Annotated in this window: 16 protein-coding genes; 7 read left to right on the plus strand and 9 right to left on the minus strand. The window is 65.7% G+C overall.

Annotation, left to right across the window (positions count from 1 at the left end):
• Positions 1 to 134: 134 nt before the first annotated feature.
• On the plus strand, positions 135 to 515 hold the full coding sequence (locus HTIA_RS04095; RefSeq protein ID WP_021029566.1) for a hypothetical protein: 381 nt from the start codon (positions 135 to 137) through the stop codon (positions 513 to 515).
• A 42-nt stretch (positions 516 to 557) separates the two neighbouring features.
• Here the strand turns inward: HTIA_RS04095 and HTIA_RS04100 are convergent, their stop codons facing one another.
• Both HTIA_RS04100 and HTIA_RS04105 read right to left on the minus strand, forming a co-directional pair.
• On the minus strand, positions 558 to 1,625 hold the full coding sequence (locus HTIA_RS04100) for a DHH family phosphoesterase (RefSeq protein WP_008525667.1): 1,068 nt from the start codon (positions 1,623 to 1,625) through the stop codon (positions 558 to 560).
• A gap of 2 nt (positions 1,626 to 1,627) precedes the next feature.
• Positions 1,628 to 2,086 (minus strand): universal stress protein, encoded by a 459-nt coding sequence (locus HTIA_RS04105; RefSeq protein ID WP_008525669.1) that lies wholly within the window; start codon positions 2,084 to 2,086, stop codon positions 1,628 to 1,630.
• Between the two features lie 140 nt (positions 2,087 to 2,226).
• On the opposite strand from HTIA_RS04105, the gene HTIA_RS04110 reads away from it, so the two are divergent.
• A complete protein-coding gene (locus HTIA_RS04110; RefSeq protein ID WP_008525671.1) occupies positions 2,227 to 2,679 on the plus strand; it encodes a universal stress protein in 453 nt (150 codons plus the stop codon).
• Here HTIA_RS04110 and HTIA_RS04115 read toward each other — a convergent pair.
• Positions 2,676 to 3,263 carry a GNAT family N-acetyltransferase gene (locus HTIA_RS04115; RefSeq protein WP_008525673.1) on the minus strand — a complete coding sequence of 196 codons (588 nt, stop codon included), beginning with the start codon at positions 3,261 to 3,263 and terminating at the stop codon, positions 2,676 to 2,678. The two genes, HTIA_RS04110 and HTIA_RS04115, sit on opposite strands and share 4 nt — an antisense overlap.
• Positions 3,260 to 3,628: a universal stress protein gene (locus tag HTIA_RS04120; RefSeq protein ID WP_008525675.1), complete on the minus strand. Its 369-nt coding sequence runs from the start codon at positions 3,626 to 3,628 to the stop codon at positions 3,260 to 3,262. Before HTIA_RS04120 ends, HTIA_RS04115 begins: the two co-directional genes overlap by 4 nt.
• A 111-nt stretch (positions 3,629 to 3,739) precedes the next feature.
• Here HTIA_RS04120 and HTIA_RS04125 point away from each other — a divergent pair, with 111 nt between their 5' ends.
• Positions 3,740 to 4,558, plus strand: a complete 819-nt coding sequence (locus tag HTIA_RS04125) for a DUF5806 family protein (RefSeq protein ID WP_008525678.1) — start codon at positions 3,740 to 3,742, stop codon at positions 4,556 to 4,558.
• A 7-nt stretch (positions 4,559 to 4,565) separates the two neighbouring features.
• Here HTIA_RS04125 and HTIA_RS04130 read toward each other — a convergent pair whose 3' ends face one another.
• Entirely contained in the window at positions 4,566 to 5,954 is a 1,389-nt protein-coding gene (locus tag HTIA_RS04130) for a dihydroorotase (protein ID WP_008525680.1), read from the minus strand.
• A 111-nt stretch (positions 5,955 to 6,065) separates the two neighbouring features.
• On the opposite strand from HTIA_RS04130, the gene HTIA_RS04135 reads away from it, so the two are divergent.
• A complete protein-coding gene (locus HTIA_RS04135) occupies positions 6,066 to 7,136 on the plus strand; it encodes a DUF4432 family protein (protein WP_008525682.1) in 1,071 nt (356 codons plus the stop codon).
• A gap of 51 nt (positions 7,137 to 7,187) precedes the next feature.
• On the opposite strand, the gene HTIA_RS04140 is transcribed toward HTIA_RS04135, so the two are convergent.
• Together HTIA_RS04140 and HTIA_RS04145 are read right to left on the minus strand one after the other, a co-directional pair.
• A complete protein-coding gene (locus HTIA_RS04140) occupies positions 7,188 to 7,670 on the minus strand; it encodes a GNAT family N-acetyltransferase (RefSeq protein WP_008525683.1) in 483 nt (160 codons plus the stop codon).
• Positions 7,670 to 8,242, minus strand: coding sequence for a cysteine hydrolase family protein (locus HTIA_RS04145; protein ID WP_008525684.1), 573 nt, complete (start codon positions 8,240 to 8,242; stop codon positions 7,670 to 7,672). The genes HTIA_RS04140 and HTIA_RS04145 overlap by 1 nt, the downstream gene beginning before the upstream one ends.
• A gap of 104 nt (positions 8,243 to 8,346) precedes the next feature.
• On the opposite strand from HTIA_RS04145, the gene HTIA_RS04150 reads away from it, so the two are divergent.
• Positions 8,347 to 10,086: an Hvo_1808 family surface protein gene (locus HTIA_RS04150; RefSeq protein ID WP_008525685.1), complete on the plus strand. Its 1,740-nt coding sequence runs from the start codon at positions 8,347 to 8,349 to the stop codon at positions 10,084 to 10,086.
• Between the two features lie 41 nt (positions 10,087 to 10,127).
• Here HTIA_RS04150 and HTIA_RS04155 read toward each other — a convergent pair whose 3' ends face one another.
• On the minus strand, positions 10,128 to 10,529 hold the full coding sequence (locus HTIA_RS04155) for a hypothetical protein (protein WP_020936040.1): 402 nt from the start codon (positions 10,527 to 10,529) through the stop codon (positions 10,128 to 10,130).
• On the minus strand, positions 10,526 to 10,804 hold the full coding sequence (locus HTIA_RS04160) for an AbrB/MazE/SpoVT family DNA-binding domain-containing protein (RefSeq protein WP_008525687.1): 279 nt from the start codon (positions 10,802 to 10,804) through the stop codon (positions 10,526 to 10,528). Before HTIA_RS04160 ends, HTIA_RS04155 begins: the two co-directional genes overlap by 4 nt.
• A gap of 112 nt (positions 10,805 to 10,916) precedes the next feature.
• On the opposite strand from HTIA_RS04160, the gene HTIA_RS04165 reads away from it, so the two are divergent.
• Both HTIA_RS04165 and dapA read left to right on the plus strand, forming a co-directional pair.
• Positions 10,917 to 12,077 (plus strand): nicotinate phosphoribosyltransferase, encoded by a 1,161-nt coding sequence (locus tag HTIA_RS04165; RefSeq protein ID WP_008525688.1) that lies wholly within the window; start codon positions 10,917 to 10,919, stop codon positions 12,075 to 12,077.
• A gap of 306 nt (positions 12,078 to 12,383) precedes the next feature.
• Entirely contained in the window at positions 12,384 to 13,307 is a 924-nt protein-coding gene (dapA, locus tag HTIA_RS04175) for a 4-hydroxy-tetrahydrodipicolinate synthase (RefSeq protein WP_008525690.1), read from the plus strand.
• Positions 13,308 to 13,318 lie beyond the last annotated feature (11 nt).

Below are 13,318 nucleotides of genomic sequence, written 5' to 3' on the forward strand. Positions count from 1 at the left end.
ACGCCTCAGTGCTCATCAGTTGTGGTCGACGCGAAAGTAGACGGTTTCAAGCACTTGCTCGTGAGGCACGTCGGCGCGATGCTGCCTTCGAAATCCCGCCACAAGTGTATGCTGAAGTAACGGGAGATATATCAATGGAAGGATACGATACGAGCGGGCACGCTGTCGACGAAGCGCTTCAAGAAGGGTGGATGAGGGTGACGGAAAGCCCATCCTATACGGAATCAGACATTTCGAACGTTATGGATCAGGCACGGCGCTTCATTGCGACAACCAGTGACCGATCAGAGGATGTCGTCGAAAAGGCAGATACCGAAATAATCGGTACAGCTCTCGAAACGCTCATCGGAGAGTCAGTAGAGAAAGTGGTCATCGCCACGAACGATATTCCACTGGGTGAAGCAGCAGAGTCATTGATTCCGCAGTATGGATTTGACGAAAATCAAGTCACCTGGCTAACCGGTGGCGATCTCGTTGCTGAACTCGATGAGGATTACGTCCCGGAATTCGAATAGTCAACTCGTCTCGGCCAGTCGCGTCTCGCTTCACTCGCGGTACTACGCCTCAACCTCTAGCCGCCTGAACGCATCTACAATGGCCTGTTTGGCCACCGCACCCCGCGTCGTCCAGTGATGGGCGTAATCCAGCATGTCGTCGTAGACGTCGGGCTTGCAGCCCGCGGCCTTCGGGTGGCCGCCGCCATTGACCTGGGCGGCGACCTCGTGAGCGCGTTCGAAGTTCTCGGTCCCCCGGATCGACGCCGAGCCGGCGGGTTTGACGATCACCGCGGCGTCGGCCCCCTGTTCGCGGAGTGCCTCGGCGACCTCGTTCTGTGAGCACCGGCCGTAGGTCACGCCGACGGTCCAGGGGCCGATCTCCCGGAGCTGGGCTCGCTCGACGGCTTTCTCGATCAGGGCCTCCTTCTCGATGCGGCGTTCGGCGAGGAGTTCCTCGGCCTCGGTCGGGAGGTCGGCCCCGTGCTCGCGGACGATCTCGATGTATTCCTCGGGTTCGATCCAGTGGGCGAGGTCGGCCAGGTCGTCGCTGCGGGGATCGTCGCGGATCCAGAGGTCGTGATCGCGAGTCACGGCCGTCAGGTCGACCAGATACTCGGCGAAGTCGGTCGCGAGTTCAGCCATCGCGACGTCGGCGGTACACTCCTCGTCGGACTCGCCGACAGTGAGATCCACGCCGGCGTCTTCGACCGCCGCGGCGAGGGCGTCGTCCCACTGGTGGTGGTCGAACCACCGAACAGACCCGGCGCGGGCGACGATGTCGTCGAGGCCGGCGAGGTCCGCGACCTCGTCGGGGCAGAGATCACAGACGAAGACATCCGCGCCGGGTTCGAGGTACTCGCCGGTCCACTCGAAGGCGCGATCGAGGTTGTGCGGACTCGCTTCGAGGAGGGCGGCCTCGCCGAACACTTCCCGGACCAGTGCGACGCAGGCGAGACCGTCGGCGTCGGGATCGGCGATCACGACGGTCTCGGCGTCGGTGAGCGTCTCGGCAGCCTCGCGTTCGCGTTCGACTTCCTCGACAGTGTCGGGGTGGAAAAATCCCTCTCCAGGGAGGATCGACTTGCGTTCGATCGAGAGACGGTCGTCGTCGATAAGCCAGTCGTCCACGCTTAGACCTCCTGTGGCGTCACAGTCGTTGATTCGTCGGCGTCGAGTTGCCGAACGGTCAGGACGGGCACGGGCGAGCGTCGCACCACGGCCTCGGCGACACTCCCCAGGAGGAAAGCGTGTTCGCCGTGGCGGCCACGCGTTCCGGTCACGACGACGTCAGCGCCGACGTCCTCGGCGTAGGCACAGATCTCCGCGGCCGGTCGCCCTTCCCGGACGGCGGTGACGACCGATTGGTCAGTCTGTCCCGACAGTTGTTCGAGGGCGGTCTCGCCGTGTTCTTCGAGGGCGTTCGAGAGATCGTCGCGAACTGCCGCCGGAGAGGCATCGACCTCGCCTGTATCAGTCACGTACAGCGCGTGGACCGTCGCATCGAACCGACGGGCCAGGTCGAGCCCGACCGTCACCGCGCGGTCGGCACTCGCCGAGCCGTCAGTCGAGAGTACTACTGTATCGTACATAGACGGACTCTCGGCCGGTTCGTATAAAGGTGCAGCGACCGTTCGGCGCGACTGCTTCGACTCGCTCGAAGCCGACAGAAGCGCGAGCAGGATGGGATACCCGGTGGGTTTTTTGATGGTTCCTCTCACAGAGTGGGGTAATGGCCGTCGAAATCGACACGGTACTCGTCCCGGTCGACGGGACCGACCGATCCGAAGGGGCGATCGCTCACGCGCTGGCGATCGCCGATCGCTACGGGGCCGAGGTACACGTCCTGCACGTGATCGACGAGGCGATCGCCGCAGGGCTCGAACAGGGGAACATCCGGGCCGACAGCGTCGCCGACGAGCATCGAGCGTTCATGGAGGCCGTCCGAAAGCAGGTCCGGGCAGACGGCCACAACGTCGCGCTCACCCAGTCGACCGCCTTTGGCTACTCCGCGAGTTCGCTGCGTCGCCATCCCGTCAGCGTCGTCCTGGACGCCGCCGAGGACATCGCGGCGGACTTCATCGTCATCCCCCGCCAGTCCGTGATGGACGAGCCCGGCGCGATGCTCGGCAAAGTCGCCGAGTACGTCCTCTCGTATGCCAGCCAGCCCGTCCTGTCGGTCTAGTTTTCGTCGGCCGAATCATCCTCAGCCGTGGACACGTCGTCGGCCTCGTCACCGGAGTCGGCGATCCGAATCGCCATCTCGAGTTCGAAGCTCTCGGTGTTGCGGATCTCGAAGCCGACCTTCTGGTAGAGCCCGATCGCGGGTTCGTTCCAGCGTTCGACCGTCAGCCAGACGCGCTCGATCCCCTCACGCTTGCCATAGCCCAGCAGCGTCTGGAGCAACTCGGTACCGATGCCGGCCGACTGGTGGCTTCCGAGGACGAATATCGCGAGTTCGTGTGCCCCCTCCTCGTCCGGGACCAGCATGGCGTGGCCGACCGGATCGTCGTCGTGCCAGGCGATCGTGTTGAGGCAGTCGGATTCGAAGACGCGTTCGAGCCACCGCCGAATCGAATCCTCACCGACCGGCGGGATTCCCTGGGCCCGGTCTTCCGAATCGAACGCTTCGTACATCTCGACCAGGGCCTCGCGGTCGTCGTCGGCGACGCGGACGACGATCTCCCTGCTGTCTTCGTCGTCGAACCGATGGGGCGGCGTCGGGAACGGCCCGGACACCGCCGCCGGGTAGGAGCGATCGCCGTTCATCGGACGAGTGTCACCGGGATTTCCGCGTTGAGTATGACGAACTCGGCGATCCGCCCGAGCTGAATCTTCCCGAGCGGGCTGCGCGTGCCGCCGCCGATGACCAGCCTGTCGAAGTCCTCCTCCTCGGCAAGCCCGACGAGATCGCCGCCGGGATGGCCAGAGAGACGACGGATCTCCGCCTCGACGCCGGCGTCTTCGAGGACCGCCTGCACGTCGGCCTCGATCTCGGTCGTCGTCGCGTCGACAGTCTCGGCGTCGAATATCGCGACCGTCAACTCGTCGCCGGTGTCCTGTACCCGCTCGACGGTGTCCTCGAGCGCTTGTCGGGAGCGTTCACTCCCGCCGACTCCCAACAGGATTTTCATACGTTTCCCATTGTGGTGGGGCCTAAAAAGTCTCTGTTCCTCGCCACGCGTGCGACGGGTAGTGAGGCGCAGCGACGATATGTTTTTGCCGGCGGGTCCGAACGTCACCCTATGGACGACCGCTCATCGCCCGCGGACGGGAAAGAAAAGCAAGACGTCTCCTCGACAGCAACGGACGGCGACGTCGATTCGGCGGCGAGCGCAGACGAGGCTGGATCCGACCGACACGATTCGGCCGGCACCGCGCCCGACCGACACGATTCGGCCGGCACCGCGCCCGACCGACACGATTCGGCCGAGGAGACCGTCGGCAAATCGGACGGAGCCGTCGACGATTCGGCCGAAGAGACGGATCGAGCCGACAGTTCGGACACCGTCACAGACGACCAAGACGACGTCCCCGCGGACGTCCGCAACTACGAACGCTTCCAGAAGATCGACGGCGGCACTTACGAGCGGGCCAACGATTTCCTCCGGGAGCGGACCTATATCACCGCCCGCGAGTGGGCCATCGCCCGTCTCTGTGCGGACTTCCGGACCGAAACCGGCGTCGAGATGACCAAGATCGGCGAGAACCTGCCCGAGCTCGTCCCCTTCATGACCGATACGTACTCGCCCCAGGCCGTCAACCAGGCCCGGGCCTCATTCGAGGAGAAGGTCCGGATGGCCGGCGCGACCTTCCTCTATGGCGCGATGAGCGACTTCTTCACCGCCGACGAACTCGACGATCTGATGTACGAGGCCACCGAGGTCGCGAAGTTCCTCCTGGAGGTCGAAGGCGTCGAGTTGAGCGTCGGCGAGGAACTCGAAGCCGAAGACCGTATCTCGGAGGTCATGCGCGAGGTCCGCGAGCAAAGTGTCGCCCTGCGCCACGACGAGGCCGAGTGTCCCGAGTGTGGACATACCTTCGAAGTCGCTGTCGACGAGTGACGCAGGTCTATGCGTCCTCGTCGTTGGACTCCGCGACAGCGTCGTCAGTCCCGGAACCGCCGCTTGGCTGCTCGGGGGAAGCATCCACTTGCGTCTCGTCCGCGGGATCGGCGACCGGAACGCGAACGTTCCGACCCCGGTGGTCGGCGAACGGTTCGTCCTCAGTCGCCCGATCGTAGACGACAGTCCCCCGGACGATCGTCCGCTCCGGAAAGACGGCCTGCCACCCCTCGAAGGGCGTCCAGTCGCACTTCGTGTGGAGGTCGGCGGCCCGGATCTCACGCGTGGCCTCGGGATCGACGAGGACGAGGTCGGCGTCGTAGCCGGGCGCGATCCGGCCTTTCTTCGGCAGGTCGAACAGTGCCGCGGGGTTGGCGGCCGTCAGGTCCCGAACGCGTTCGTACGTGAGATGACCGCGACGGGCCTCTTCGAGCAGGAGTGGAAGCACAGTCTCGACGCCGGGGACGCCGCTCGGCGCGTCCCAAATGCCGGCGTCTTTCTCCTCGCTGGTATGGGGGGCGTGGTCGGTCGCGACGATGTCGACTTGCCCGTTCCGGACGCGCTCGTAGACGCGCTCGCGACGCTTCTCGCGACGAAGTGGAGGGTTCATCCGACCGTGGGTCCCCAGATCGTCGAGGTTCGACCGGGAGAGCAAGAGGTGGTGGGGCGTGACCTCGCAACTCACGCCGGCCTCGCCGGCGGCGTCGATCGCCTCCGGGGTGCTCGCGTGGGCGATGTGAACGTCGACATCGTACTCGCTGGCGAGCGCACAGACCCGCTCGACGGCGTCGATCTCGGCTCGCGCCGGCCGGTAGGCCGACCACGCGTCGGCGTCGGTCCGGTCGCGCGCTCCAAGGTTGAACCGACTCGCGTCCTCGGCGTGGACCGTGACGGTCACGTCCGCCTCGGCGGCGGCCGCAAGCGCGTCCCGGAAGCGACGCTCGTCGATCCCCATGTCGCCGGTCGAGTCGGCCAGAAACACCTCGCCGAGGGCGAAGAGTGGCCGGTCGAGCAGCGAATCGGGATCCCACCTCGGCGAGACGCCGCCGTTGAGGCCGAAGTCGACGATCGAATCGGCCGCGAGGTCCGCCTTCTCGTCGAAAGTCTCGGCGTCGACCGTCGGCGGGTCGGTGTTGGGCTGGTCGACGACGGTCGTCGCGCCGCCGGCCGCAGCACTCTTCGAGCCGGTCGTCCAGGTCTCCTTGTGCGAATAGCCGGGTTGCCGAAAGTGGACGTGAGCGTCGATCATGCCGGGCAACAGGCGCTTGCCCGTCGCGTCGATCTCGCGCTCGTCGTCTGGCCCCGAGAGTTCCTCCTCGACGGCCGCGATCCGTTCACCCTCGATGCGAACGTCGCGAGAACGGCCGTCGGGGAGCGTCGCGTTCCGAATGAGCATATCCTCCGATCGATGCCCCCGACCCTAAGTGTCCCGGAGTGAGACAGCCGGGAACGCAGAGACCCCGGGCACGTTCGCAGGTTCTTAGCCGGTGGCACCCGAGGTCCCGGCATGGACGACTGGAACAGGCGACCGCGGATCTCGACGAAGTACGCCTACCGGGGGATCGACGCGTCGGTCCTCGAGAACCGTCACCTGCGCGTGATGGTTTTACAGGGCAAGGGCGGGGACATCCTGGAGTTCAGGGACAAACGGACCGACGTCGACGTGCTCTGGCACGCCGATCACGAGTGGTCACCGCCCCCGAGCGTCCTCCAGGGGGCCGAACCGTCGTGGGACGAACACTACCCGGGCGGGTGGCAAGTCAACCTCCCTGTCGCGGCCGGGCCGCTCGAGTTCCCGGGCGGCACCTACGAGCACCACGGCGAGACCGCACTCGTGCCCTGGGAGGCGTCGATCGCCCGCGACGACGAGACGGCCGTGACCCTCGAACTCACGACAGCTCTCCGGCAGTATCCCTTCTCGATCACCCGCGAGTTGACGCTGCCGGCCGACGCCGCCCGTCTCGAAATTCAGGAGTCGGTCACCAACGAGGGCGCGTTCGAACTCGAGTACGCCTGGCAGCAACACCTCACGCTGGGGCAACCACTGGTCGGCCCACAGGCCCACCTCGACGTCCCGGCCGAAGAGGGGTACGTCGAGGACTACGACCCCGGCAACGAGTACAACCGACTCGAGAGCGGTGCCGAGTTCACGTGGCCCGAGGCACCGGGTGCTGACGGGGGGACGGTCGACTTAGAGACGTTCCCGTCGACGGACGCCCGGCACAACGACATGGCGTACCTGCGCGGGTTCGAGGAGGGATGGTACGCCGTCACCAATCCGGAGCTCGATCTGGGCTTTGGCGTCCACTGGCCGGCCGACGTCTTCGAGTCGCTGTGGTACTGGCAACCCTTCGGCGGCCTGGAGGCCGCGCCCTTCTGGGGGCGCAACTACACGGCCGGTCTCGAACCGACGACGTCCCATCCCGGTCACTCCTATCCGGACGCCCAGCGCGAGAACGGCACGATGAAGTCACTCGGGCCGGGCGAGACCGTCGAGGCATCGTTCGTCGCGACGACCTTCGGCGGCGAGGACCGCGTCGATCGTGTCGGTCCGGACGGGACGGTCGAGACTCGATAATCGCGCGGTTCTCGTCTGCTCGGCCTGCTCGCGCATCCCGACCGTCACCGTTCAGACAGCGTCCAGCGACTTCTCGAAGGCGATGAGTTCGTAGCTCCCAACCTGGCGGGTGTCCCGTCGCTCGTACCCGCGATCGGCGTAGAACTGCTTCGCCGCGGCCTGTCGGTCGGCGGTCGTCAGGACGACCCGATCACAGCCACGCTCGGCAGCGGTCGCCTCCAGTCCGTCGAGGATCGCCGTCCCGTACCCCGATCGCTGGTGGGCGGGATCGACGGCGATCCGCACGAGTTCGGCCGTCTCGCCCGCGATGAGGAGGCCGCCGCAGGCGACGATCCGGCCGTCGCGCTCGGCGACCAGGAATTCCCCGTCCCCTCGGAGATACGTCTCTTCGATCCACCGGAGGTCGGCGTTACCCGGCACGTCGTCGGGATCGGTCCCCGCCGCCCGGAGCGCCACCCGGTGGACGCGCCGGACATCGGGGCTATCGTCGAGCTGAAACCGCCGGACAGTCGAATCGCTGGAACGGCCGGTCATCACGCGAACGCGATCGACTCGCGATCCATTACCTCGCCGAACAGCCAGTCGGCGTGCTCTAGGGCGTACTCTCGATGGTCTTCCTCGAGATAGCCCACGGCGTCCTCGACGAGGAGCGGGCGGTAGTCCCGGAGGCCGGCGCTGCCGGCAGTATGGAGGACACAGACGTTCGCGAGCGTCCCACAGATGAGCAGGTCGTCGATCCCGTGGGCCGTGAGCCACCCGTCGAGTTGGGTCTCGTGGAAGGCGTCGTAGGTGTGTTTCTCGACGATCAGATCGGCGTCGCGGGACTTGAGCTTCGCGACGAGTTCGGCGTCCCAGGTGCCTTCAAGGACGTGTTCGCCCCAGCGGTCGAACTCGTCGTAGTAGTGGGCGTCTTCGAACTGTTCGTCGGTGTGGACGTCGCGGGTGTAGACGACTGACGCGCCCATCTCACCGGCGCGGTCGATCAGTTCGACGCAGGGGTCGATCGCGTCCTCGCTGGCCGGGGCGTAGAGGCTCCCCTCCTGGTGACAGAAGCCGTTTTGCATGTCCACGACGACGACGGCAGTCGTGTCTGGATCGAACTCCATGGTAGCCACCGGTACGAGCGGCTGGGAAATAGTGGTTCGGGAGCCTGGCGGAGGGGCTGACCGATACCGGGGGTTTTGTATTCCAGCCCACACATAGAGCGTGTATGACCGCCCGCAATCGCGGCCTCGTCGTGGTCCTCGCCGTCGCACTGGCACTCCAGCCGGCGTTCGCAATCACGACAGTCGCTGCCCCTGCCCAAGCAGTCGAATCGCCCGTCGCCGACCAGCATCCGCCGGATCCCGACGCGGACGTCCTCGGGTGGGAGAACGACTACTGGTACAACGAGTCGGTCGCCGTCACGCCCGACGACGGCCTGAACGACTCCGAACTCGAAGCGGTCGTCGCCCGCGGGATGGCCCGCGTCGAGGAGATCCGTCGCCTGGAGTTCGAGGAGACACCGCCCGTGGAAGTCATCAGCCGGGAGAACTACACCGAACGCGTCGAAAACCGGACGGCGAACGTGACCACCGCCCAGCGCCGCCACCAGAACGTCAAGTACGAGGCACTGTTGATGGTCAACGAGTCGTCCGACGCGATCACGACCCAGGAGCGCAACCAGGCCGGTGGTGTGGGCGGGTTCTACGAACCCTCGACCGGCGAGATCAAGATCGTCTCGGAGAACACCTCGACGCCGAGGATGAACGAGATTACCCTCTCACAGGAACTGTTCCACGCCCTCCAGGACCAGCGGTTCAACATCTCGTCGTACAACCAGTCGACCCAGGAGCTGCACAACGCCAAAGACGGCATCATCGAGGGCGACGGCAACTACGTCGATCACCTCTACCAGGAGCGCTGTGAGGGCGAATGGGAGGGAGAGTGCATCATGCCAGAGGAGTCACAGACCCCGACCGACTTCAGTCCGCACATCGGGCTCTACCAGATCACGCTCCAGCCCTACAGCGACGGGCCGGCGTTCGTTCGAGATATCCACGAATCGGAGGGGTGGGACGCCGTGAACGCAATCTACGAGAACCCGCCGAACTCGACCGAGCAGACGATCCACACGGAGAAGTACGGTGAAGACGAGCCGACGCCGGTCTCGATCGAGGACAGTAGCGACGACCGCTGGCGACCGCTCGAGATGAACGGGAGCATCGACCACGCGTCCTTCGGCGAGGCAGGCCTGTTCGTATCCCTGTGGTATCCGGGCTACGAGAGCCAGCTCTCGACACAGATCATCCCCTACCGAGAACACTTGAATCTCGTGGGGGGCAACATTGCCGAGTTCGACCCCTACAACTACAATCACACCGACACCAACGGCTGGGACGGCGACAAACTCCTGCCGTACGTGACCGACGAGTCGAGTGCGACCAACGAGACGGGCTACGTCTACCGGACGGTCTGGGACTCGCCAACTGACGCCAAAGAGTTCAAGAATGGCTACGAACAACTCCTTGCCTTCCACGGCGCTGAATCCGTCGACAGTCACGAGAACGTCTACCGGATTCCCGGCAGCCAGGAGTTCAACGACGCCTTCTATCTGAATCAGGACGGCGAGACGTTCACGATCGTCAACGCCCCGAGCGTAGCGGAACTGTCGGGCGTCGACGACTCGGCCCCGGCGATCGAGGAGTCCACAGAGACGACACCCGACGACGGAACGACGACGACGGAGGCGGACGGCGAAACGACGACCGAGGACGACAGCGAGACCGAGACCACGGAATCTGACGGCGGCGCGACCACAGAGGAGACCGACGACAGCGAGACCACGGCCAACCCGGCCGAGACCGACGACCCCGCCGAGACGACCACGACGAGCGGCCCCGGATTCGTGGCGACGGGCGCACTGATCGGCCTGCTTGCCGTCGCACTCATCGCGCTCCGACGGCACTAGTCGATCGCGACCTCGTCCCCGTCATTTGACCGGGCGAGCCGTCACTCCCAGACAGTATCGTCGGCGGCGAACGCTTTGTCGTTGGTGAGAATCGCCTGGGTGCCCCGAACCCGATGGTTCGCGATCACCAGCGCGTCGTGGAGGGTATGGTGATCGATCAAACTCCCATAGACAGCAAGGTCCTGCTCGTCGGCAGGCGCTACCTGTACCGGGCCGTCGTTTACGAGCCCGCGTAATACCGCGTTCGGTGTCGTCTCGACGTCGACACCGGCGATCGTTCCCTTCTTGGCCGCCGTCCAGATCGCCTCACTGACGGCCACCGTCGGCGCTTCGATCACGTCGATACCTTGCTCGGCCCGCTCGAAGACGTCGTCCGCGGCCGGCGGCAGGCGATCCACGAGGTACCGAGCCATCGCGACGCCGTCGACGGTGTAGCGGGTCACGGCTGCCACTCCGAACGGCGCTTTTCGCGTATCTCAGCCGCCATCGCTTCGGCCATCGCTTCTCGCTTTGCTTCGGAGATGTCCTCGTCGACGAGCATCCCGCGACCCGCCGACTGCGTCGCCTTGCGCACTCTGATGCCGTCCTCGGCCTTCTCCCAGCGAACCTCGTCGCCCTCCTCGAGGCCGAACTCATCGCGGAACTCCTTCGGGATCGTGACCTGTCCCTTCCGAGTGATCCGCGTGGTCTCGCTCTCGGTGTCGTTGTCAGTGCTCATATGAGGTACTACCACCTGTAGTACCTAAGGATTTGGTATCACCGCGGTGTCAGTTCTTGACCAACACGGCGACCGGGGGGTTTTTTGTACGGGATGAGAACCAACGGGCAAGATGACTGAGGAAACGCCCTTCGATATCGTCGGTCCCGACGCGATCAGCGCGGGACGGGCGACCGACGCGTACTTCGACCGGACGATGGAAGCGCTCGAACACGCCGGCAAGAACCCGAACGTGGTCGCGGAGGTGTCGGCCGACCAGTTCCCGACCGGCGAGTTCGCCGTCCTCGCCGGGCTGAAAGACGCCGCCCACTTGCTGGAGGGTCACCCCGTCGACGTCGACGCCCTCCCCGAGGGCCAGCTGTTCGATCACGGGCCAGTAATGCGGATCGAGGGGCGCTATCGCGAGTTCGCGCGGCTCGAGACCGCCGTACTTGGCTTTCTCTCACATCCGACCGGGATCGCGACGAACGCGCTCAGAGCCCGCCGGGCCGCCCCTGATTCGACGGTGCTGAGCTTCGGCTCGCGGCACGTCCACCCGTCGCTGGGGGCAGTGGTCGAACGGAGCGCACTGATCGGTGGGCTCGACGGCATCTCGAACGTGGCCGCCGGCGAGGTGATCGGCCGGGAGGCCGGCGGAACGATGCCCCACGCGCTCGTGATCTGCTTCGGGCGGGGCAACCAGGAAGACGCATGGCAAGCCTTCGACGAGGCCGTCGGCCCGGACGTCCCGCGGGTCGCGCTGTGTGACACCTACAGCGACGAGGTCGAGGAGGCGATCCGGGCCGTCGAGGCCGTTCCCGACCTCGACAGCATCCGGCTGGACACCACGAGTTCACGCCGCGGGGACTTCCGGCGGATCGTCCAGGAAGTCCGGTGGGAACTCGACGCCCGCGGCTACGACGACGTCGGTATCTTCCTCAGCGGGGGACTCGATCCCACGACCCTCCGAGAACTCCGGGACGTCGCCGACGGGTTCGGCGTGGGTGGGTACGTCTCCAACGCCGACCCGAAGGACTTCGCCGTCGACATCGTCGAAATCGACGGCGAACCGGTCGCCAAGCGCGGGAAACTCTCGGGTAAAAAGGCCGTCTACCGGACCGCGGCGGGCGGCCACGAGGTCGGACTCGCCGATCGACCGGGACCGACCGACGCCGAATCGCTGTTCGAACCCCTGCTTCGCGACGGCGAGATCGTCCGGGAGTTCGATCTCGACGACGCGACGCGACGGGCACGCGAGGACGCCGACGCGGTGGGTTTCGGGGAGGACGACTGACGCGGCTCCCGGGCGGTAACTCGCGTCCGGCACCGATGGCGAACGGACCGGTCGGAGATCAGTCACGAGCGGAACCACTAAGTCATCAGCTGCCGACAGTGCGCGTATGACGGGTCACGTCCGAACGCACGCTGTCCGCCGACAGCCGCGTCGCGAGGTGACTCTTGCTCGGTCTCCTGCAGTCGGTCCCCGGCTTCCGGTTCCCAAACTGAAGCGCGCCTGAGTGACTCGTGGCGGACGTAGCGAATCCGTTTCGGGTCGGTTTTTTGGTGTCGCCCGTCAATCACCAACCAGTCAACCAGATCCATGCCACCACAACCACTGTTCGAGGGCGTCTATCCCGCGATGACGACGCCCTTCGAAGAAGACGAACGCATCGATTTCGACCAACTCCGGGCGAACGCCCGACGACTCGAAGCCGCCGGCGTCGACGGGGTCGTCCCCGTCGGCTCGACCGGCGAGAGTGCGACGCTCTCACACGACGAGCACGTCGAGGTGATCGAAGCGGTCGCCGACGCGGTCGTGGACGTCCCCGTTATCGCGGGCAGCGGAAGCAACAACACCCGCGAGGCGCTCTCGCTGTCCCGCCGCGCCAGTGACGCCGGAGCCGACGCCCTGTTGCTCATCTCGCCGTACTACAACAAGCCCGAACAGCGCGGCCTCCGCGAGCATTACCTCACCATCGCCGACGAGATCGACCTGCCACAGATCGTCTACAACGTTCCCTCCCGAACCGGTCGGAACATCGATCCCGACACGGCCGTCGAACTGGCCGACCACGAGAACATCCGGGCCTTTAAGGCTGCCTCGGGCGACCTCGGCCAGATTTCGGAGATCGTCGAGCGGACGCGCGAGTACGACTTCACTGTCCTCTCGGGCGACGACGCGCTGACGCTGCCGATGTTGTCGATCGGCGCAAGCGGAGCGATCAGCGTCGTCGCCAACGTCGAACCGGTCCGCACCTGCGCGATGGTCGGGGCGGCACTCGCGGGTGACTTCGAGCGCGCTCGCGAGTTGCACCACGAACTCGGCCCGCTGGCCCGGGCGCTGTTCGTCGAGACGAACCCAATCCCGGTCAAGGAGGCGATGGCGATTCGCGGGCACGGCTCGCCGGAACTCCGCTCGCCGCTGACGCGACTCTCCGAAGAGCACCGAACACACCTCCGGGACGTGCTGGACGACCTCGATCCGATCGACGTCGAGACGCCCGTCGAGACGACGGATCGATAACCATTCCGGGG

It is taken from the genome of Halorhabdus tiamatea SARL4B (assembly GCF_000470655.1).
GTDB lineage: Archaea > Halobacteriota > Halobacteria > Halobacteriales > Haloarculaceae > Halorhabdus > Halorhabdus tiamatea.